The 20519-nt window shown below is 71.6% G+C and carries 17 protein-coding genes and 1 pseudogene; 13 read left to right on the plus strand and 5 right to left on the minus strand.

Features of this window, described 5'->3' with window-relative positions; all coding sequences use genetic code 11:
* The first annotated feature begins 120 nt into the window (after window positions 1–120).
* The gene (gene leuE / locus AC3IYJ_RS24280; protein ID WP_489396859.1) at window positions 121–795 is read left to right on the plus strand and encodes a leucine efflux protein LeuE; all 675 of its coding nucleotides are present in this window, start codon (window positions 121–123) and stop codon (window positions 793–795) included.
* Here the strand turns inward: leuE and AC3IYJ_RS24285 are convergent.
* Genes AC3IYJ_RS24285 through AC3IYJ_RS24295 form a run of 3 tightly spaced genes read right to left on the minus strand, consistent with a single transcriptional unit; the run spans window position 788 to window position 4229 of the window.
* Window positions 788–1891, minus strand: coding sequence for an acyltransferase family protein (locus AC3IYJ_RS24285; RefSeq protein ID WP_489396860.1), 1104 nt, complete (start codon window positions 1889–1891; stop codon window positions 788–790). The two genes, leuE and AC3IYJ_RS24285, sit on opposite strands and share 8 nt — an antisense overlap.
* Window positions 1888–3258, minus strand: a complete 1371-nt coding sequence (locus AC3IYJ_RS24290; protein ID WP_489396861.1) for a polysialyltransferase family glycosyltransferase — start codon at window positions 3256–3258, stop codon at window positions 1888–1890. The genes AC3IYJ_RS24285 and AC3IYJ_RS24290 overlap by 4 nt, the downstream gene beginning before the upstream one ends.
* Window positions 3255–4229 (minus strand): glycosyltransferase family 2 protein, encoded by a 975-nt coding sequence (locus tag AC3IYJ_RS24295; protein WP_489396862.1) that lies wholly within the window; start codon window positions 4227–4229, stop codon window positions 3255–3257. The genes AC3IYJ_RS24290 and AC3IYJ_RS24295 overlap by 4 nt, the downstream gene beginning before the upstream one ends.
* A gap of 165 nt (window positions 4230–4394) precedes the next feature.
* Between AC3IYJ_RS24295 and AC3IYJ_RS24300 the strand changes: the two genes are divergently transcribed.
* From AC3IYJ_RS24300 to AC3IYJ_RS24355, 12 genes and pseudogenes are all read left to right on the plus strand, one after another.
* Entirely contained in the window at window positions 4395–5816 is a 1422-nt protein-coding gene (locus tag AC3IYJ_RS24300; RefSeq protein WP_489396863.1) for a DUF6716 putative glycosyltransferase, read from the plus strand.
* A gap of 98 nt (window positions 5817–5914) precedes the next feature.
* Window positions 5915–6268, plus strand: a pseudogene (locus AC3IYJ_RS24305) (acylneuraminate cytidylyltransferase family protein); the annotation flags it as partial.
* Window positions 6269–6661: 393 nt separating this feature from the next.
* Window positions 6662–7573 carry an N-acetylneuraminate synthase family protein gene (locus AC3IYJ_RS24310; protein ID WP_489402905.1) on the plus strand — a complete coding sequence of 304 codons (912 nt, stop codon included), beginning with the start codon at window positions 6662–6664 and terminating at the stop codon, window positions 7571–7573.
* Between the two features lie 118 nt (window positions 7574–7691).
* The gene (locus AC3IYJ_RS24315; RefSeq protein ID WP_489396864.1) at window positions 7692–8909 is read left to right on the plus strand and encodes a hypothetical protein; all 1218 of its coding nucleotides are present in this window, start codon (window positions 7692–7694) and stop codon (window positions 8907–8909) included.
* Window positions 8910–9058: 149 nt separating this feature from the next.
* A complete protein-coding gene (locus AC3IYJ_RS24320) occupies window positions 9059–10318 on the plus strand; it encodes an amidohydrolase (RefSeq protein WP_489402906.1) in 1260 nt (419 codons plus the stop codon).
* Between the two features lie 229 nt (window positions 10319–10547).
* Window positions 10548–11603, plus strand: a complete 1056-nt coding sequence (locus AC3IYJ_RS24325) for a BMP family lipoprotein (RefSeq protein ID WP_489396865.1) — start codon at window positions 10548–10550, stop codon at window positions 11601–11603.
* Between the two features lie 232 nt (window positions 11604–11835).
* Window positions 11836–13440 (plus strand): ABC transporter ATP-binding protein, encoded by a 1605-nt coding sequence (locus tag AC3IYJ_RS24330; RefSeq protein WP_489402907.1) that lies wholly within the window; start codon window positions 11836–11838, stop codon window positions 13438–13440.
* Window positions 13437–14552 (plus strand): ABC transporter permease, encoded by a 1116-nt coding sequence (locus AC3IYJ_RS24335; protein WP_489396866.1) that lies wholly within the window; start codon window positions 13437–13439, stop codon window positions 14550–14552. The genes AC3IYJ_RS24330 and AC3IYJ_RS24335 overlap by 4 nt, the downstream gene beginning before the upstream one ends.
* On the plus strand, window positions 14549–15814 hold the full coding sequence (locus tag AC3IYJ_RS24340) for an ABC transporter permease (protein ID WP_489396867.1): 1266 nt from the start codon (window positions 14549–14551) through the stop codon (window positions 15812–15814). Before AC3IYJ_RS24335 ends, AC3IYJ_RS24340 begins: the two co-directional genes overlap by 4 nt.
* Entirely contained in the window at window positions 15811–16221 is a 411-nt protein-coding gene (locus tag AC3IYJ_RS24345; protein WP_489396868.1) for a cytidine deaminase, read from the plus strand. The genes AC3IYJ_RS24340 and AC3IYJ_RS24345 overlap by 4 nt, the downstream gene beginning before the upstream one ends.
* Window positions 16222–16317: 96 nt before the next feature.
* Window positions 16318–17595 (plus strand): thymidine phosphorylase, encoded by a 1278-nt coding sequence (locus AC3IYJ_RS24350; protein ID WP_489396869.1) that lies wholly within the window; start codon window positions 16318–16320, stop codon window positions 17593–17595.
* Between the two features lie 126 nt (window positions 17596–17721).
* Window positions 17722–18060: an STAS domain-containing protein gene (locus AC3IYJ_RS24355; protein WP_489396870.1), complete on the plus strand. Its 339-nt coding sequence runs from the start codon at window positions 17722–17724 to the stop codon at window positions 18058–18060.
* Here the strand turns inward: AC3IYJ_RS24355 and AC3IYJ_RS24360 are convergent.
* Window positions 17947–18963: a sigma-70 family RNA polymerase sigma factor gene (locus AC3IYJ_RS24360; protein WP_489396871.1), complete on the minus strand. Its 1017-nt coding sequence runs from the start codon at window positions 18961–18963 to the stop codon at window positions 17947–17949. The genes AC3IYJ_RS24355 and AC3IYJ_RS24360 overlap by 114 nt on opposite strands.
* A 97-nt stretch (window positions 18964–19060) precedes the next feature.
* Window positions 19061–20497, minus strand: coding sequence for a ribonuclease FAU-1 family protein (locus tag AC3IYJ_RS24365; RefSeq protein ID WP_489396872.1), 1437 nt, complete (start codon window positions 20495–20497; stop codon window positions 19061–19063).
* Window positions 20498–20519: the final 22 nt, after the last annotated feature.

The following is a 20519-nucleotide window of genomic DNA, read 5'->3' on the forward strand; positions in this document are numbered from 1 at the left end:
CCCGTAGCCAACGGGGAGGGCGCGCCCGTGCGCACGCGCCGGACCGGACGATCAAGCCGGGCGCCCACACTGTGAAACTCACTGGCGCGACAGGTGCGTCCTCATGGGACACTCCTGCACATGCTGGGTGTCACAGACCTTCCGACGTATCTCGCCGGCCTCGTGCTGATCATTTTGCTGCCGGGCCCGAACTCGCTCTACGTGCTCTCCGTCGCCGCGCGCCGCGGAGTGCGCAAGGGGTACACGGCGGCCTTCGGCGTGTTCACTGGGGACGCCGTCCTCATGACCCTGGCCGCCGTGGGCGCCGGGGCGCTGCTCCAGACCAGCCCGATGCTCTTCGGCATCGTCAAACTGCTCGGCGCCGGGTACCTCACCTGGCTGGCCATCGGGATGCTGCGGGGCGCGTGGACGATGTGGCGCGCGCGGCGCGAGCGGGACGGGGAGCGGGAGCCGGCCGCGGTTCCGGTGGCCGAGACCGGCGGCGACACCGGCACCACCGCCGAGCGGCCCTACCGGCGGGCGCTGCTGATCAGCGTGTTCAACCCGAAGGCCATCCTCTTCCTGATGTCCTTCTTCGTGCAGTTCGTGGACCCGGGCTACGCCTACCCGGCACTGTCCTTCCTGCTGCTCGGCGGCCTGCTCCAGATCGGCAGCTTCCTGTACCTGACCACCCTGATATTCGGCGGGACCCGCCTGGCCGCCGCCTTCCGGCGCCGCAAGCGGCTGTCGTCCGTGGCCAGCTCGGCGGCGGGCGTCCTGTTCCTGGGCTTCGCCGCCAAGCTCGCCATCAGCTGAGGGCTCTGCGCAGTTTCGGGCCGAAGGGACGTTCCACCAGACGGTGGATCGCCCAGGCCAGACCCAGCATGAACACCACCGTCAGCGCGAAGGTGGCCGGAGCCGGGATGCCCGCCGTCCGGTGCAGGGCTTTGATGGCCACAAAGCCCAGATGCTCGTGGACCAGGTAGAACGGATACGTCAGGGCCCCGGCCACCGTCAGCCACTTCCAGCGCGCCCAGCCGAGCTTGCCGAGCGCTACCAGGGCGACCACCGCGAAGCCGGCCGTCACGATGGCGATGATCACCAGCGAGCTGCGGTACGAGAAGGACTTCGGGTTCGGCGCGTGCCACAGCCCCGCCACCGCGTAGTGCTGCCCGATCAGCCAGCCGGTCACGGCCGCGGCCCAGGCGAGCTTGTCGCGGTGGTCGCGGTGCACCAGGTACAGGCCGATGCCGCCGATGAAGAACGGTGCGTACTGCGGCATCAGGGCCTGGCTGAGGAATCCCTTGCCCATGGGATCGGCGACGTTCGCGAGCACCGCCGCGAACGTCCAGACGCCGCAGAACAGCAGCGTCCGCCGGCGGCCTCCGCCCGGCAGGATCACACAGAGCGCGAAGAGGACGTAGAAGCGCAGTTCGACCCAGAGCGTCCAGCACACGCCCAGCACCCGGTCGGCGCCCAGCGGCTGCTGGAGCATGGTCAGGTTGAGCAGGAGGTCCGACGGCGAGACCCGTTCGACCGCCACGGTGACCAGCGCGATCGCCACCCAGTACGCCGGGTAGAGGCGGGCCGCGCGGGAGGCGGCGAACTCGCGGACCGTGCGCCCCTGGGCGCTCATGCAGATCACGAAGCCGCTGATGATGAAGAAGATCTGCACGCCGAGCGGGCCGTACGCCAGCCAGGTCGAGGCGCTGGGGAACAACTTGTTCGGCGAGTCGCCCCAGGACTTGGCCACCTCCCCGCCGCGGCCGCCGTAGTGGTACCCGCAGACCATGAGGGCGGCGAGTAGCCGCAGCCCGTCCAGGGCCCGCAGCCGGTCGGAGCCGGACTTCGGCCCCGACTTCGGCCCGGACTTCGCATCGGTGCGCGCGCCCGCTATCACGGTGGCAGTCATCGCTTGCCTCTCATACGGCGGATCCGGCGGGCGCGGCGCACGGCGCTGCGCAGGACCGGGCTGCGGGTCAGGAACGCCAGTTGCGCGGGGATGCCGCCGGGCAGGCCCTGGCTCGCCAGGCGGCGCCGTGTGAAATAGCGCCAGGTGCGGGCGTCCAGGTGCCGGGTCAGGTACTCCTCGGCCGCCGCGCGGTGCTGCGTGAGGATCCGCGGCTGCATCGCGAAGCCGACCGCGGTCAGCAGACCGCCCAGGCGGGACTGCACCTCGGCGGGTCCCGGGGCGGTCCAGCCGCGCACGGCCGCGGTGTCAGCCAGGTCGGGCAACAGCGCGTCCACGATCGTCAGCGGGACCCGGTTGCTGTTCTGGTACGGGGTGAGTGCGGCCAGTACGGTCCCCGTCCCCGCCCGCGCGACGGGGAGCCCGAACAGCGTGGCCGCCGTCAGCAGCCCGGTGGAGAAGCAGCCGACCACCAGCGCCGGGTGCAACTGCTGGTAGAGGATCTCGGCCAGCACGGGAGTGTCCATGATGGTCAGGTCGGCGCCGAGCCGCTCGGCCTCCGCCTCCGCCCGGCGGGAGTAGACGGCCGGGGCGCTGGGATGCGGCTTGAAGATCAGCTCCCGGTGACCCAGGGCGTACGCGCCGCGCACCATCTCGGCGTGCAGGTCCTCCTCCTGCTGCGCGGAGATGAGGTCGAGCGCCGAGAGGTACTGGCCCAGGAGCAGGGCCGGGGCCTCGCCCGCGGCCCGGGCCGCGGGGAGCTGCCCGCCGTCCGGAGCCGACGCGGCCAGTGCGGCCAGCACCTTGAGGAACTCGTCGGTCGGCACCAGCTCCGCCGGCACCCCGAACTCAGTGAGGAGCAGCGGTTCCAGCCCCGGTACGAGGTCCAGGTGCAGCACCCGCCGCACCCGCATCCCGATCTGCGGGTCGAGCCGGACGCGCGTGGGTCCGTAGCTCATCAGCCCGTCGGCGTAGACGTCGACGGCGGCGCCCGGGAAGAGCTGGCACAGGGCCTGCGCGGGCGGCACTTGGAGGGACTCCACGATCAGCTCGACCCGGTCCTCGCCGAGACCCCACAGGGTCCGCAGGTACCGCTCCCACAGCGGGACGTCGTCGGCGCGCGGCGACCAGGAGCTGGGGTGCTGCGGCTCGATGACGGTGTTCCAGTCGAGCACGTCGTCGAAGCGGGTTCTCAGCGTGGCGAAGCCGGGCATGTCGGCGAGCCGGGGGTTGATCTCGACGGCGACGGAGTGGTTGCTGGTCAGCAGGATCCGGCGGTCGGCGGGCGGGAAGCTGCCGGCGTCGACGGCCGCGGCGAGCGTGGCCGTCCCGTAGAGGGTGGAGGCGATGAAGATCTGGGTGAGACTCACGCTGCCGCTCCCGACGGGGTGCGGCGGCGGAGCCGGCGCAGCAGGGCGGAGCGTTCGGCGTCCATCGAGGAAAGGGCCTGGTCCAGCACATCCTGCGGCATGCGCCCGAGCGCGGCCGCGCTCATCGAACGGAGTTTCCTGGCCACGGCCGGTTCGAACCTTTCGATGGATCCGATGTGGTGCGCGATAATCGCGCAGTACGTGCGGACGGCCTTGGGGAGGAGAAGATCGAATTCCCGGTCTCCGGCCGTGTCCTCCACCACCTGGTCAAATGCTCGAATGAAATCGAGCTGACGCTCGTCCCCGATTTGTGTCAGGGAGGTCGAAACGCCGCGCCGGTAGAAGATTCCGGGCAGGCCGACCGCCGCGAAGGACCGCGCCTCCCGGTGCAGCCGCCAGATCCACGGCCGGTCCTCCGCCGTCCGCAGTCCGTCCGTGAAGTGCAGCAGCCCGCGATCCAGCAGCCGCCGGTGGTACATCCCCGCCCATGCGAACGGATAGTCCACCGAGGTGGCCCGGGAGGCGGGCAGGATGCCGGTGCGGGGATCGGCCACCAGCGACTCCGGGCCGTAAGGGACGCGCTGCACGGAGCGCTCCCGGCCGGTGCACCTGACATGGTCGGTGCGGACGAAATCGCAGCTCAGAGCCTCAATGGCGGCCAGCGTCCGGGTCAGATGGCCGGGCGCCAGCCAGTCGTCGCCGTCCAGGAAGGCGATGTACTCGCCGCGGGCCGCGTCCAGGCCGGTGTTGCGCGCCGTCGCCAGCCCGCCGTTGCGTTCGTGTCTGAGGAGCACGGCGCCGGGCAGCTCGCGCGCGGCCCGCTCCAGGAGCGCGGGCGTCCCGTCCGTCGAGCAGTCGTCGACCAGCAGGAACTCGAAATCGTCCCGTGCGTTCAGTTCGAGACTTTTCAGGGCATCCGGCGCGTATGTCTGCACGTTGTAGAACGGCACGACAATGGAGAGCTTGAGCACCTGGGAGACATTAGGGCGCCGCCCGCCATTTACCGTGACCCGGACGCGGATTCCATGTGAACGACGGACGGCGGGTGTGTTAACCGGGATGGTTCCGGGTGCTTTCGCATTTCGTCGACGGGTTGTTAACCCGCTGTTGTGCGTTCGTTGGGCCGATCACCGGAAATGCGGAATAACTTCTGCCGGGTGCCAGCAAGCAATCCTGCGGCCGATCGTGCCGTCCTCCGAGTGGCCGTACTCGCAGATTCCGACACCCGGTGGAAATGGGGTGCGCTCACCGCGCGCCGCCTCGCCCCGGAGCCCGGCTCCGCCCACCTGACCGGCTTCCTGCTGCGCGGCCGCGCCACACCCACCGCGCGCCAGCTCGGCGAGGTCGGCGTCCGGGCCGACCGGCTGACCGAGGTGACCTGCGCGCAGTTCCTGGCGGAGCTGGCCGGACCGGCGTCCTCCTCGCCCCCCGGGCTGCCCGGCCCGGCCCCCTACGACGTGGTCGTCCTCGCGCTGGTCGGCGGCGCCGTGCAGGCCGTTCTGCACGGGGCGCGGGCGCTGTGGCCCGAGCCGGTCGCCCGGCCGGTGTTCGTCACCGGGTACGTCGGGGTCGTCTACGAGAAACTCGCCGACGGGCTTCTGCTGCGGCACGGCGCCGACCTCGTCCTCGCCAACTCCCGCCACGACGCGGGGCGGTTCCGCGAGGTGTACGAGGGAGCGGGCGCGGACGCGGGGGCCGTCGTGGAGACGGCGCTGCCGTTCCTCGACGGAGCACCCCACGAGCCGGTCGGCGACACGGCCCACCGGGTGGTCTTCGCGGTCCAGCCGTCCGTGCCGGACGGCCGCGCGGACCGCGCGTACCTGCTGGGCCGCGCCGCGGAACACGCCCGGCTGCACCCGGAGCGCGAGGTGCTGATCAAATTGCGCAGCCGCCCCGGGGAGCACACCACGCACCTGGAGGAGCACCCGTACCAGCGTCTGGCGGAGCGGCTGCCCGGCGGCCTCCCCGTCAACTGCCGTCTGGTCTACGGGAACATGGGCGAGGTCCTGGACACCGCGGACCTGCTGGTGACCGTCTCCTCCACGGCCGCCCTCGAATCGCTGCACCGCGGAATCCCGACGGCGGTCCTGACCGACCTCGGCATCCGGGAGGCCCTGGGCAACCACCACTTCCTCGGCTCGGGCTGCCTGGCCTCCTGGACCCAGCTCGACGCGGGACTGCTGCCCCGGGGGAACCCCGAGTGGCTGGCGGCGCAGGGCGTGGCCGCCGGTGCGGACGGCTCCGCGGTGGGCGGCGCTGTGGGCGGCGCGTACGCCGCGGCCCGCAGCCGCCTCGCGGAGCTCCTGGAGCGGGACCAACTGCCCGCCCTCGCCCCCCACTACACGCAGACCACCGCTCCCGGGTACCTGCCCGGGATCCTGGCCAGGCATCAACTGGGCCCGGACGGACGCCCGTTGCCCGGCGCCGCCCGGCGGCCCGCCGGGGAGTCCCGGCTGCGCCGCAAGCTCCGTACGCACCTGCGCGAAGCTGCCCGCGGCGCCTACCGCCACGGCGTCCAGCGCGTCGCGCCGGTGATCCGCCGGCTGGGGGAGCTGTGAGCGCCCGCGCCGCCGGAGCCGGCGCCGACAGCAGCGTCGACGTCGGCACCGCCACCGGAGCCGGGGCCCGGCAGCCCGGGAGCCTGCGGGTGCTGGCCGTGATCCCCGCCCGTGGGGGGTCCAAGGGGGTGCCGGGCAAGAACCTGGCCGACGTCGGCGGGATGCCGCTGGTCGTACGGGCCGTGCGGGCCTGCCTCGGGGCCGGCAGCGTCACCGACGTCCTGGTGTCCACCGACTCCGAGGCGATCGCCGCCGCCGCCCGCGCCGCCGGGGCCGTGGCGCTGCGGCGGCCCGCCGGGATCTCCGGGGACACCGCGACCAGCGAAGCCGCCGTGCTGCACGCGCTCGACGCCTTCGAGGAGCTGCACTCGGTCACGGTCGACGTGGTCCTCCTCGTCCAGTGCACCAGCCCCTTCATCACCGCCTCCGACGTCGAGTCGGTCGCCGCGGCCGTCGCCTCCGGCGCCGCCGACTCCGCGCTCACCGTGGCTCCCTTCCACGGCTTCCTCTGGCGGGCCGGGGCCGACGGCTCCGGAGCCGGGGTCAACCACGAGGCCTCGTACCGCCCCCGCCGCCAGGACCGTCCCCAGGACCTGCTGGAGACCGGTGCCGCCTACGCCATGGCCGCCGCCGGGTTCCGCACCGCCCGGCACCGCTTCTTCGGGCGGACCGTGCCCGTGGCCACCGATCCCGCCCGGGTCCTGGAGATCGACGATCCCCACGACCTGGCCCGCGCCCGCGCACTGGCGCCCGTACTCACTCCTCCCTCGCCATCGCCCGCTTCCGCGCCCGCCCCTGCCGTACCCGTCCAGCCCCCGCACCTCGTACCGAAGGACAGCTCTGCCATGAAGCACACCCCCGCAGCCGCCCGCCTCCGCACCTTCGGCTCGCGCACCGCCGGCCCCGGTCAGCCCGTGTACGTCGTCGGCGAGATCGGCATCAACCACAACGGCGACCTCGGCAACGCCCTCGCCCTCATCGACGCCGCCGCCGAAGCCGGCTGCGACGCCGTGAAGTTCCAGAAGCGCACGCCCGAGATCTGCACCCCGCGCGACCAGTGGGACATCGAGCGCGACACCCCCTGGGGCCGGATGACCTACATCGACTACCGCCACCGCGTGGAGTTCGGCGAGGACGAGTACCGCGCCATAGACGAGCACTGCGCCAAGCGCGGCATCGACTGGTTCGCCTCCCCGTGGGACACCGAGGCCGTCGCCTTCCTGGAGAAGTTCGACGTCCCCGCGCACAAGGTGGCCTCCGCCTCCCTGACCGACGACGAGCTGCTGCGCGCGCTGCGCGCGACCGGCCGCACGATCGTCCTCTCCACCGGGATGTCCACCCCGAAGCAGATCCGGCATGCGGTGGAGGTGCTCGGCAGCGACAACATCCTGCTCTGTCACGCCACTTCCACCTACCCGGCCAAGGCGGAGGAGCTCAACCTGCGGGTCATCAACACCCTGCGGGAGGAGTACCCCAACGTCCCGATCGGCTACTCCGGCCACGAGACGGGCCTGCAGACCACCCTGGCCGCGGTCGCGCTCGGCGCGGCCTTCGTCGAACGCCACATCACCCTCGACCGGGCGATGTGGGGCTCCGACCAGGCGGCGTCCGTGGAGCCGGGCGGCCTGTCGCGGCTGGTCCGCGACATCCGCACCATCGAGACGGCCCTGGGCGACGGGGTCAAGCGGGTCTACGAGTCCGAGCTCGGCCCCATGAAGAAGCTGCGCCGGGTCCAGGGCGAGCTCGCCGCGGTGTGAAAGGGCGGGGCGCCGCCGGATCCGCCCGTCCCGGATCCGGCCGCCCCGCCCCCGATCCCCGCTCCGCCCCGTACCGCCTGCGTGTCGTCCCCTTCCACCCTCTGACGAGGAGTACCCGGTGACCCGCTCAGCCCCCACCCCCGCATCCGCCCCTGCCTCCGACTCCGCCTCCGCTTCCGCCCGGACCCTGGCCCTGGTGGAGAGCCCCGTCCAGCTGCTCAACGTCCTGGAGTGGGCCCACGCGCGGAGCAGGCCGGCACCCGAGCCCGGCAGGCTGCTCGACGGCGTGCCGCGCCAGCCCTCACGGGCGCCCGCGGGGGCCGCCGAGCGCCACCCGGGGGGAGGGGAGGGGACGGGGGTCCGGATCGTCGTGCTGCCGCCCACCGACCCGATGTCCCGCGGGCAGCTGCGCCGGATGGCGGGGCTGGCCCGGGACGAGGGGCACGAGGTGCGCTGGCAGGAGGCACGCGGCGGCCGCCTCGCGCCCCTGAAGGCGCTCACCGCCCTCACGCGCGACGTGCGCGGCGCGCGCCGGGTGGTGATAGGGGATCCCTTCTCGCGCTACGTGCAGCTCCTGCTGACCCTGGTCCGGGCCGAGGACCTCGTCGTGGTCGACGACGGCACCGCCACCATGGAGTTCGTCGCCCAGACGGCCCGCGGCGAGCGGCTCGTGCGCTGGCACCGGGTCGGCGGCGGCGGACTGCCGGGCCGACTGCGCGATCTGGCGTACGCACCGGTCTCGGCGACCGCCCGGCGGAGGTTCACCCCGAGCCCGGGCGGCGCGCGCCGCGTCGAGGTGTTCACCTCGATGCCGGTGACCGCCCCGCACACGGCGATGACCGTCCGGCTCAACGACTTCGCCTGGACCCGGTCCCGCTTCGGCCCGCCGCGCCTGACGAAGGGCACCGACCTGGTCGGGACCTCGCTGGTGGAGACCGGGGTGGTCGATCCGGACCGCTACCGCGAAGCGGTCCGAGCCCTGGCCCTGGCGCACGGCGCCACCCGCTACTTCGCGCACCGCCGGGAGTCCCCGGAGAAGCTGCGCGCGCTGAGCGAGGCGACGGGGCTGGAGATCGTACGTCCGGACCTGCCGCTGGAGCTGATCGCGCGGCGTGGACCGGTCGGCCGTACGATCGTCAGCTTTCCGTCCACGGTCGTCCACACGCTGCCGTACGCCCTGACCGGTACCGGTGTGACGGTGGCCGTATGCGATGTGGATCCGCGCTGGCTCACGCGGGACGCCTCGTCGAGGGCCCGCGGTTTCCTCGCCGGGGTCACCGACACGGCCCGCGATGTGCACAGACTTCCTGCTCAGGCGGCCCCGGCGGCCGGATGAGGGCCCAAGTGAGCGCGCGAGTTTACCCCCACTCACATCCGGTCATGCGTCCAGAGGCCGGGTTTCTTTCCCCTAACGGCATGAACTTTTGGTGATCTCCGGCCAGTTGAGGTGGAGGTGCGCCTACTCTTAAACGGGTGAACCAGTTGATGTCCCGCGAGTCCCAGACCGCCCTGCCCGGCAAGCCCGACCGGCCCGAGCTGCCCGGCAAGCTTCCGGACCACCTGCGTGCCGAACTGATCGCCTTCCGCCGGGACTTGCACATGCATCCCGAGCTGGGACACCACGAGTTCCGCACCACGGCGGCGATCAAGGCCCGGCTGGAGAAAGCGGGCCTGCGCCCGAGGGTGCTGAAATCGGGCACCGGCCTCATCTGTGACGTCGGGACCTGGGACCGGGTGCGGCCCATGCTGGCCCTGCGCGCGGACATCGACGCCCTGCCCATCCCGGACGCCAAGACCCACGTCTCGTACCGCTCGACCGTCCCGGACCGCGCCCACGCCTGCGGCCACGACGTGCACACCGCCGTCGTCCTCGGCGCCGGCCTCGTCCTCGCCGAGCTCGACCGCCAGGGCCTGCTGCCCCGGCCGGTGCGGCTGCTCTTCCAGCCCGCCGAGGAGGTCCTGCCGGGCGGCGCCACCGAGGCCATCGACTCCGGGGTGCTGGACGGTGTGGGCAAGATCATCGCCGTGCACTGCGACCCGCGGGTCGACGCCGGGCGGATCGGTCTGCGCAGCGGGCCCATCACCTCGGCCTGCGACCGGCTGGAGGTCACCCTCGAAGGGCCCGGCGGGCACACCGCCCGTCCGCACCTGACCACCGACCTGGTGACGGCGGCCGCCCGGCTCGCCGTCGACCTGCCGGCCGTGCTGGCCCGGCGGATGGACGCCCGCTCGGGCATGTCGGTCACCTGGGGCCGGATCGAGGCCGGACACGCCTGCAACGTCATCCCGATGCACGCGGAGCTGTCCGGAACCATCCGCTGCCTGGACCTGAACGCCTGGCACGAGGCCCCCGACCAGATCCACGCGGCCATCGACGAGATCGCGTCCCTGCACCGGGCCAAGTCGGAGATCACCTACGTGCGCGGCGTGCCCCCGGTGGTCAACGACCCGGTGGTCACCGAACTGCTCCGCGAGTCGATGGCCGCCCGGCTCGGCGCCGACTCGATCGAGGACACCGAGCAGAGCCTGGGCGGCGAGGACTTCTCCTGGTACCTGGAGCACGTGCCCGGAGCCATGGCCCGACTGGGGGTCCGGACGCCCGGCGACACGGCCAAGCGGGACCTGCACCGGGGCGACTTCGACGTGGACGAGGCCGCGATCGGGGTCGGCGTGGAGTTCTTCACGGCCGCCGCGCTGCTGGACGGCCGACCGCTGGAGGCGCGCCGCGCCAGGCCCGCCGGCTGACGGACTGGCCGAAATCGCTACAGCATTCGCGGCCGACCGGCCGGTAGTGTCCAGCCCTTGGTACACAAGGGCTGGACGGTGCGGGAGTTACCAATCGGTCACTGTCTGGTTCACGACGATCCGATAACGACTCATGAACGGGCCTTTAACTGACATCTACGCGCGTTACGATCGCGGCGAAACCAGCGCCGGTCGTGGCGCTTCGGTCAGGTTTTGAAGGAGCCTCCCCTTGCGCCGGATCACCAGGATCGCCACCGTGGGCATCGCGTCCGCGGCGCTGGCCCTCTCGGCCACCGCCTGTGGCGGTAAGAAGTCCTCGGACTCGTCGTCCCCCTCCTCCTCCCCGGAGAAGTCGGTCGCCATCGCGTACGACATCGGTGGCCGCGGCGACCAGTCGTTCAACGACGCCGCCTACGCCGGCCTCCAGCAGGCCGAGAAGGACCTGCAGGTCAAGGGCGCCGAGGCGGAGCCCACCGATGGTGAGGGCGAGGCCGACAAGGTCCAGCGCCTGACCGAGCTGGCCCGCAAGGGCAACAACCCGGTCATCGGCGTCGGCTTCTCCTACGCGCCGGCCATCAAGAAGGTCGCCGAGAAGTTCCCGAAGACCACGTTCGGCATCATCGACGACACCTCGGTGACCGCTCCGAACATCGCCAACCTCGTCTTCAACGAGGAGCAGGGCTCCTACCTGGCCGGCGTCGCCGCCGCCAAGGCGTCCAAGTCCGGCACGGTCGGCTTCATCGGCGGTGTCGAGGTTCCGCTGATCAAGAAGTTCGAGGCGGGCTTCGTCCAGGGCGTCAAGGACACCAACCCGAACGCCAAGGTGCTCACCCAGTACCTGACCCAGCCGCCGAACTTCGACGGTTTCGCCAAGCCCGACCTGGGCAAGGCCGCTGCCGAGGGTCAGCTCGACAAGGGCGCCGACGTGATCTACGCGGCCGCCGGTCTGGCCGGCTCGGGTGCCATCGAGGCCACCGCCGCCAAGGGCAAGTGGGCCATCGGCGTCGACTCGGACCAGTACAACCAGGCCGGTCTGGCGAAGTACAAGGACCACATCCTGACCTCGGTCACCAAGCAGGTCTCGCTCTCCGTCTTCAACCTGATCAAGTCGGTCCAGGACGGCAAGCCCCAGTCCGGTGAGGTCCGCTACGGCCTCGACAAGGACGGCGTCGGCCTGGCCGACTCCAACCCCGAGTACAAGAAGATGACGGACGTCGTCGCCGCGGTCGACAAGGCCAAGGCCGACATCATCGCCAAGAAGATCACCGTCAAGACCGCGCCGTAAGGCACCGTCTGACATGCGGTAAACGTGGTCTCCGGGGTCCGGGAAGCGGTCTCTATCGCTCCCGGGCCCCGATCCTTGTCACGTGGTTTCGTGTGATCTTGTGGCCGGTTGGCCGCAAGTTTTCACTTTCGACAGTGCTACGCGCGTAGAAGCATCGTGGACGCGATACTTTCTCTCCCCGCCCTGTCCCCCTCCCTGCCTTCAGCTCCTTCCGCGCCAAGGAGAGTGCGTCATCAACGCGTCCAGCCCGCCCCCCGCCGTAGAACTGCACGGCATCACCAAGCGCTTCCCCGGCGTCGTCGCCAACAAGGACATCGCGATCACCGTCCGCAAGGGCACGGTCCACGCCCTCGTCGGTGAGAACGGCGCCGGCAAGTCGACCCTGATGAAGATCCTCTACGGCATGCAGAAGCCGGACGAGGGCACCATCGCGATCGACGGGGAGCAGGTCTCCTTCCACAGCCCCGGCGACGCCATCGCCCGCGGCATCGGCATGGTGCACCAGCACTTCATGCTGGCCGACAACTTCACCGTCCTGGAGAACGTGGTTCTCGGCGGCGAGCAGCTCTACGGCATCGGCGCGAAGGCGCGCAAGAAGATCAAGGAGATCTCGGACGCGTACGGCCTCGGCGTGCGCCCCGACGCCCTGGTCGAGGACCTGGGCGTCGCCGACCGGCAGCGCGTGGAGATCCTCAAGGTCCTCTACCGAGGCGCCAAGATCCTCATCCTCGACGAGCCGACCGCCGTGCTCGTGCCGCAGGAGGTCGACGCGCTCTTCGACAACCTGCGCGAGCTCAAGGCCGAAGGCCTGACGGTCATCTTCATCTCGCACAAGCTGGGCGAGGTCCTGAAGGTCGCCGATGACATCACCGTCATCCGGCGCGGCACCACGGTCGGCACCGCCGACCCGCGCACCACCACGACCAAGCAGCTCGCCGAGCTGATGGTCGGCTCCGAACTCCCCTCGCCCGAGACCCGCGAGTCCACGGTCACCACCACGCCGATGCTCAAGGTCCAGGACCTGCGGCTGGCCGCGACCGACCCGGACGGCGTGGTCCGCGAGGTGCTGGCCAACATCAACCTCACCATCCACAAGGGTGAGGTGCTCGGCATCGCGGGCGTCGAGGGCAACGGCCAGACGGAGCTCATCGAGGCCCTGATGGGCATGAGCATCCCGGACGGCGGCACCATCACGCTGGACGGCACCGACATTTCCACCGTCGCGACGCGCAAGCGCCGCGAGGGCGGCATCGGCTACATCCCCGAGGACCGCCACCGGCACGGTCTGCTGCTGGAGTCCCCCCTCTGGGAGAACCGCATCCTCGGCCACGTCACCGAGGCCCCCAACTCCAAGCGCGGCATCCTCGATCCGAAGGCCGCCCGCAAGGACACCGAGCGGATCGTGCGCGAGTACGACGTCCGCACGCCCGGCATCGAGGTCACCGCCTCCTCGCTCTCCGGCGGCAACCAGCAGAAGCTGATCGTCGGCCGCGAGATGAGCCACAACCCGAAGTTCCTCATCGCCGCCCACCCCACCCGTGGTGTGGACGTGGGCGCGCAGGCGCAGATCTGGGACGCGATCCGCGAGGCCCGCCGCGAAGGCCTGGCGGTCCTGCTGATCTCCGCCGACCTCGACGAGCTGATCGGCCTGTCCGACACCCTGCGCGTCATCTACCGCGGCCGCCTGGTCGCGGACGCCGACCCCGCGACCGTGACCCCCGAGGAGCTCGGCACCGCCATGACGGGCGCCGCCTCCGGGCACCTGGAAGCCACCGACAACCACTCCGACGCCGGCACGGACGCCCGTACCGACTCTCCGGAGGACGAGGCCCGATGAAGAAATTCGACAAGGACCGGCTGCTCCTCGGCTTCGCCGGACCCGCGCTCGCCCTGGTCACCGCCTTCGCGCTGACCATGATCGTGCTGGCGGCGACAGGCGTCGACCCGATCGACCCGCTTCGCCTCATGGTGGAGAACGCCGGCTACGAGGACGTCCAGGTCCTCATCATCAACCAGGCCGGTACGTACTACCTGGCAGCCCTGGCGGTGGCCATCGGCTTCCGGATGAACCTCTTCAACATCGGCGTCGACGGCCAGTACCGCCTCGCGGCGATGCTGTCCGCGGTGGTCGGCGCGGCGGTCACGCTGCCCGGTCCGCTGCACATCCTGCTGATCGTGGTCGTCGCCATGCTGGTCGGTGCCTCCTGGGCCGGCATCGCCGGCATCCTGAAGGCCAAGCGCGGTGTCAGCGAGGTCGTCTCCACGATCATGCTGAACGCCATCGCGACCAGCCTGATCGCCTGGCTGATCCTGCCGAAGAACCTCGGCGTCCAGCCCGCGGGCTCGAACGACCTGACCACCGGCGAGATCGCCAAGTCCGGCTGGTTCCCGGCCTTCGCCTTCGGTGACGGCCTGGAGATCTACGGCTTCACCTTCATCGCCTTCGCGCTGGGCATCGTCTACTGGTTCGCGCTCAACCGCACCCGCTTCGGCTTCGACCTGCGCGCCACCGGCGCCAGCGAGTCCGCGGCGCAGGCCTCCGGCGTGGACGCCAAGAAGATGATCATCACCTCGATGCTCATCTCGGGCGCCGTCGCCGGCCTCGCCGGCATGCCGGTCCTGCTCGGCGAGAGCCACACGTACAGCCTGTCCTTCCCGGTCGGCATCGGCTTCACCGGCATCACCATCGCGCTCCTCGGCCGCAACAGCCCGATCGGCATCTTCTTCGCCGCGTTCCTGATGGCCTTCATCGACAAGGCCTCGGCCTCGCTCGACACGGCCGGGTACGCCAAGGAGATCGGCACGATCATGAAGGGCCTGATCGTGATCGCGGTCGTCGTCTCCTACGAGCTCGTCCGCCGTTACGGCATCCGCCGCCAGCAGCAGAAGGTCGGCGAGGAACTGGCCGCAGGCCACGCCATCAAGACCGAGAAGGAGGTCTCGGCGTGAGCACCAGCACCGTTTCAGCGACCAGCGCCGCGCCCAAGAAGCAGGGCGGCCGCAAGAAGCTCACCCTCCCGTGGATCATGCTGATCGTCGCGGGCGGCCTCGCGCTGGTCTCCCTGGTCCGCGTGATCAGCGGCGCGAACGACCTGACCTCGGTCGGCCAGGTCTCCGGCGCGCTCTCCCTCGCCGTGCCGATCGGCCTCGCCGGCCTCGGCGGCCTGTGGGCCGAGCGCGCGGGCGTGGTCAACATCGGCCTCGAAGGCATGATGATCCTCGGCACCTGGTTCGGCGCCTGGGCCGGCTACCAGTGGGGCCCGTGGACCGGCGTCCTCGTCGGCATCATCGGCGGCGCCATCGGCGGCCTGCTGCACGCGATCATCACGGTCACCTTCAACGTGAACCACATCGTCTCCGGTGTGGCCATCAACATCCTGGCCCTGGGCTTCACCCAGTACCTGTCGAACTTCACCTTCGCCGACGCTCCGGGCGGCTCCTCCAAGCAGTCCCCGCGCGTCGAGGAGATCTACAAGATCACCGTGCCGGGGCTGTCCGACTGGATGGCCACCCTCCAGGGCAAGCACTGGTTCTTCATCTCCGACCTCGCCGGCGTCATCGGCGGACTGGTCACCAACCTGTCGCTGCTGACCGTCGTCGCACTGCTGCTGATCCCCGGCACCTGGTGGGTGCTGTGGCGCACCACCTTCGGCCTGCGGCTGCGCTCCTGCGGCGAGAACCCCGTCGCCGCCGAATCGCTCGGCGTCAACGTCTACAAGTACAAGTACATCGCCGTGATCGTCTCGGGCGGCCTGGCGGGCCTGGGCGGGGTGTTCCTGTCGGTCGTGGCCAGCCCGATCTACCAGGAGGGCCAGACCGGCGGCCGCGGTTACATCGGTCTCGCCGCGATGATCTTCGGCAACTGGATGCCGGGCGGCATGGCGCTGGGTGCGGGCCTCTTCGGCTTCACCGACAGCCTCAAGCTGCGCGGCGGCGCCGAGAACGTCCACGCGATGCTGCTGCTCATCGCGATCCTGCTGGTCCTGGTCGTCGCCTGGCAGCTCTACAAGAAGAAGTACGTCCAGGCCGGCGTCTCGGCGGTCTTCGCCGTGCTGCTCTTCCTCTGGTATGCGCTGACCGACGCGGTGCCCAGCCAGTTCGTGGACGCCGCCCCGTACCTGACCACGCTGCTCGTGCTCGCGCTGTCCGCGCAGCGCCTGCGGATGCCCAAGGCGGACGGCATGCCGTACCGCAAGGGCCAGGGCAAGTGACGGCGCCCCAGGCGGTGCTCGGCTCCGTGGACTGGGAGAGCCTGCGCGAGGCGGCACGGGACGCCATGTCCCGTGCGTACGCCCCGTACTCGGGCTTCCCGGTCGGCGTCGCCGCGCTGGTCGACGACGGTCGCACGATCGTCGGCTGCAACGTCGAGAACGCGAGCTACGGACTCGGCCTGTGCGCCGAGTGCGGCCTGGTCTCCTCCCTCCAGGCCACGGGCGGCGGCCGGCTGACGCACTTCACGTGCGTGGACGGCAAGGGCGAGATCCTCGTCCCGTGCGGCCGCTGTCGGCAGCTGCTGTTCGAGTTCGGCGGCCCGGAACTCCAGGTGGAGACGCCGGAGGGCATCCTGCCGCTCTCCGCGATGCTGCCGCAGGCCTTCGGGCCGGACCACCTCAGATAGTCACGACGACGGCCCTCCGCCCTGCCGGGCGGGGGGCCGTCCGTCCTTCCGTAACGGGTAACCCCTCTCTCTATGCGCGTAGAAGGAAGCACTTCCATGGACGTCATCTCCGTCATCCGCACCAAGCGAGACCGCGGCGAGCTGAGCCCCGAGCAGATCGACTGGGTCATCGACGCGTACACGCGCGGCGTGGTCGCGGACGAGCAGATGTCGGCGCTGGCCATGGCCATCCTGCTGAACGGCATGAACCGCACCGAGATCGCCCGCTGGACCGCCGCGATGATCGCGAGCGGCGAGCGGATGAACTTCGACTCGCTCTCCCGCCCCACGGCGGACAAGCACTCCACCGGCGGCGTCGGCGACAAGATCACCCTGCCGCTGGCCCCGCTCGTCGCCGCCTGCGGCGCGGCCGTACCGCAGCTCTCGGGCCGCGGCCTCGGCCACACCGGCGGCACCCTGGACAAGCTGGAATCCATCCCCGGCTGGCGCGCGCTGCTCTCCAACGAGGAGATGCTGCACGTCCTGGACACCACCGGCGCGGTCATCTGCGCGGCGGGCGACGGGCTGGCCCCGGCCGACAAGAAGCTCTACGCGCTGCGCGACGTCACGGGCACGGTCGAGGCCATCCCGCTGATCGCCTCCTCCATCATGTCGAAGAAGATCGCGGAGGGCACCGGCTCGCTCGTCCTGGACGTGAAGGTCGGCACCGGCGCGTTCATGAAGAACATCGAGGACGCGCGCGAACTGGCGCGCACCATGGTGGGCCTGGGCACCGACTCGGGCGTCAAGACGGTCGCCCTGCTCACCGACATGTCCACCCCGCTCGGCCTGACCGCCGGCAACGCGCTGGAGATCCGCGAGTCGGTGGAGGTCCTGGCGGGCGGCGGTCCCTCGGACGTCGTCGAGCTGACCCTGGCCCTCGCGCGGGAGATGCTGGACGCGGCGGGCATCAAGGACGCCGACCCGGCGAAGGCGCTGGCCGACGGCTCCGCGATGGACGTGTGGCGCCGGATGATCGCGGCCCAGGGCGGCGACCCGGACGCGGCCCTGCCGGTGGCCCGCGAGCAGCACGTGGTCACCGCCACCGCCTCGGGCGTGCTGACGCGCCTGGACGCGTACGGGGTGGGCGTCGGTGCCTGGCGCCTGGGCGCCGGCCGCGCGCGCAAGGAGGACCCGGTCCAGGCGGGCGCGGGCATCGAGCTGCACGCGAAGCCGGGCGACACCGTGACGGCGGGCCAGCCCCTGATGACCCTGCACACGGACACCCCGGAGAAGTTCGACTACGCCCTCGCGGCGCTGGACGGCACCTTCGACATCGCGGCGGCGGGCACGGCCTTCACCGCCACCCCGATCGTGCTGGACCGCATCGCCTGACCCGCGGATCCCCGTACAGACGAACGGGACCGGCGCTGGTGCGCCGGTCCCGTTTTTCGTGCCCGGCTGTCCGCCCGGCCGTCCGACCCGCCGATGAATTCCGGGCCGCGGGGGAGTCATCCCCTCGTGGAGACCAAGCGACTCGTGCTGCCCGGACCGCCCCCGACGACCGCCCGGGACACGGCCCGGCTGTGTGCCCGGCTCGCCCTGCTGTACGAGGGCGGCGCGGGCGCGGTGGTGTGCGACGCGGCCGCCGTCACCGCGCCGGGCCTGGGCACCGTCGAGGCGCTGGCCCGGCTGCGCCTCACCGCCGGGGACCGGCCCTTCCGGATCACCGGGGCCGGTCCGGCCCTACGCGCCCTGCTGGACCTCGTCGGACTCGTCGAGCTGCTCGGGGAGCCCGAAGAGCGGGAACCAGCGGGGGGTGTCCAGGAAGGCGTTGAGCCCGACGATCTTCCCGTCTGAGATCTCCAGCACCTGGAGCGCCCACGGGGTCCAGCCCGGCTGACCGTCCTCGCGCGGCCGGTACTGGCCGAAGGCGGGCAGGCCGTTCGCCGTGGTCGGGACGAGGCGCGAGCCCTTGCAGCCGATGCCCTGGCCCAGGTGCCAGGCCGCGATGTCCTCGTGGCCCCGCAGCCACAGGTCGAAGGGCGGCATCGACAGCACCGCGTCCTCGTGGAGGAGGGTGGTCAGACGGGTGATGTCGTACGCCTCGAAGGCGGTGAGGTACTGCTCCAGGAGCTTGGCCTGCGCGGCGTCGAGCGGGTCCGCGGCCTCGCTCTCGCGGATCCGGGTCGCCGAGAGCGTGGCGCGGGCCCGCTGCAGGGCGCTGTTGACCGAAGCGACGGTGGTGTCCAGCAGGGTGGCGACCTCGTCCGCCTTCCAGGCGAGCACCTCGCGCAGGATCAGCACCGCCCGCTGCTTGGCGGGCAGGTGCTGGAGCGCCGCGACGAAGGCGAGCCGTACGGACTCCTTGGCCAGCGCCATCTCCGCCGGGTCGGCGGTCTGCGGGAGCACCCGGCCGTCCGGGACCGGCTCCAGCCAGGTCACCTCGGGCCGCTCGTTGAGGATCGCGGAGGCCTGGTGCTGGGGGGCGGTCAGGTCCATGGGGCGGGCGCGCTTGTTCCCCGCGTTCAGCAGGTCCAGGCAGACGTTGGTGGCGATCCGGTACAGCCAGGAGCGCAGCGAGGACCGGCCCTCGAACTTGTCGAAGCTGCGCCAGGCACGGATGTACGTGTCCTGCACGGCGTCCTCGGCGTCGAAGGAGGAGCCGAGCATCCGGTAGCAGTAGCCGGTGAGCTCGACGCGGTACCGGTCCAGGGCCGCGTCCAGCTCGGTGCCGCTCCCGCGGTCGGTCGTTTCCGTCATGTCCCTTGATCCCCCTGGTAGTTCCGGATGCTCCGGAACCTACCCGAGCCCTCTGACAACCGCAGCCCGGCACGCGGCGGCCCGGGGAAGTGCCAGGTCAGGCCTCCGCCTCCTCTTCGTGGGGCGGGATGGTCCAGCACAGTACGGCCTCGCCCGCGCGCTCCTCCAGCGTCACCGGGTACACCTGCCCGGACGCCCGCTCGCCGCGGTGGCGCATGGAGTGGTCCCCGGGATCCCAGTCCAGCCCGAGCACCCGGCAGCCGCCCACTTCGACGACCCCGGCCAGCAGCGGGTGGTCCCAGCCCGCGCGCCGGCAGCGGTGGTAGTCGGTGTGGGGGTCCACCGAGACCATCAGGCCGTTGCCCGGACCTTCGCGGAGCCAGTCCTTCATCTGCCCGGCGAGGGCCGTCGCCTCCGCGAGCGGGAGGTCGAGGAAGCCGTGCGGTCCGGAGCCGCCGGACACCGGCTCGCCGCCGAAGACCGCGTGGGCGGCCTCCGCGTGTCCGCCCCAGTAGGTGAGGTCGGCCAGCCCGTCCACGGACTCCCCGGACAGGCCCTCGAAGCCGTCCAGGGCGCGGGCGTCGCCCAGGACCATGCCGCAGCGGTCGACGGGGAGGTCGCCGAGCTGGACCGGGCCGGGACCGTGGGCCGCGTGGTCCCAGGGGAGGCCGAGGGAGACCTCCAGGGTGCGGACCACCGGTTCGTCGTCGAAGGGGGAGGGTGCGGTCCGGGCCCGTACCGGCAGCGGCCGGTCGGCGGCGGCCGGTACGGCCACCGACTCGTACCCCCACGTCGCGGGCACGGCGGCCTCGCCGTCGTGGAGGTGGCCGCCGCCCGCGGCCGCCGCGGCGAAGGCGCGCTCCGACCAGAGCGGGGCACCGTCCTGCCGGTCGTCGATCCAGCCCGCCTTGCCCAGCACCAGCACCCCCGAGGGGGCGGTGACCGTCCCCAGCGGCAGCTCCGGGAGGTCCGGGAGGGTCCACGAGGCGGGCGGGCGGAAATCGCACCGCGTGCCGTCGAAGGGGTAGGAGGCCGACTCCACGAGTCCGGTGACGCGGACGCCCTCCGCGCGTATCTCCTCGGCCTCGGCCGCCGTCCAGTACACCGGGTGGCCCGTCTTCGCGGCGAAGGACTCCTCGTCCTTCCACTGCCACGTCCGGTCCGGGGCGACCGTGATGTCCAGCTCATGGTCGGTCACGTGGATGTCCGCACCGGCCCGCGCGCGGGATTCGAGGTTGACGTACCAGCCCCGGAACTCCTGCTCCTCGGTGAAGGTCCACCACACCGCGTGCCCGGCCCCGGCCGGCTGGAGTATCAGCGCGCCCCCGCGCCGCCACCGGCTCGCCCGCAGCGGGTACGAGCCGCCCGGCGGCAGGTCGCGCAGGTGGGTGCCGGGCGGCAGTTCGGCGCGCCAGACCGGCGTGCCCGGGGCGATCCACAGCAGCAGGCCGTCGGCGCGGTCCTCCACGACGCGGGCCGGACAGATCATGCTGACCGTGTCACCGAGGACCAGGTGAAAGTTGACTAGGGGCATGACCGGCGATCATGCCATCCGG

Source organism: Streptomyces sp. GL_140 (assembly GCF_057834465.1).

What these genes read in the sequence shown, in the direction of transcription:
- leuE (WP_489396859.1), top strand. Translation starts at nt 121, where the DNA reads ATGCTGGGTGTCACAGACCTTCCGACGTATCTCGCCGGCCTCGTGCTG.
- AC3IYJ_RS24285 (WP_489396860.1), bottom strand. Translation starts at nt 1,891, where the DNA reads ATGACTGCCACCGTGATAGCGGGCGCGCGCACCGATGCGAAGTCCGGG.
- AC3IYJ_RS24300 (WP_489396863.1), top strand. Translation starts at nt 4,395, where the DNA reads ATGCGGAATAACTTCTGCCGGGTGCCAGCAAGCAATCCTGCGGCCGAT.
- AC3IYJ_RS24310 (WP_489402905.1), top strand. Translation starts at nt 6,662, where the DNA reads ATGAAGCACACCCCCGCAGCCGCCCGCCTCCGCACCTTCGGCTCGCGC.
- AC3IYJ_RS24320 (WP_489402906.1), top strand. Translation starts at nt 9,059, where the DNA reads ATGTCCCGCGAGTCCCAGACCGCCCTGCCCGGCAAGCCCGACCGGCCC.
- AC3IYJ_RS24335 (WP_489396866.1), top strand. Translation starts at nt 13,437, where the DNA reads ATGAAGAAATTCGACAAGGACCGGCTGCTCCTCGGCTTCGCCGGACCC.
- AC3IYJ_RS24350 (WP_489396869.1), top strand. Translation starts at nt 16,318, where the DNA reads ATGGACGTCATCTCCGTCATCCGCACCAAGCGAGACCGCGGCGAGCTG.
- AC3IYJ_RS24360 (WP_489396871.1), bottom strand. Translation starts at nt 18,963, where the DNA reads ATGACGGAAACGACCGACCGCGGGAGCGGCACCGAGCTGGACGCGGCC.
- AC3IYJ_RS24365 (WP_489396872.1), bottom strand. Translation starts at nt 20,497, where the DNA reads ATGCCCCTAGTCAACTTTCACCTGGTCCTCGGTGACACGGTCAGCATG.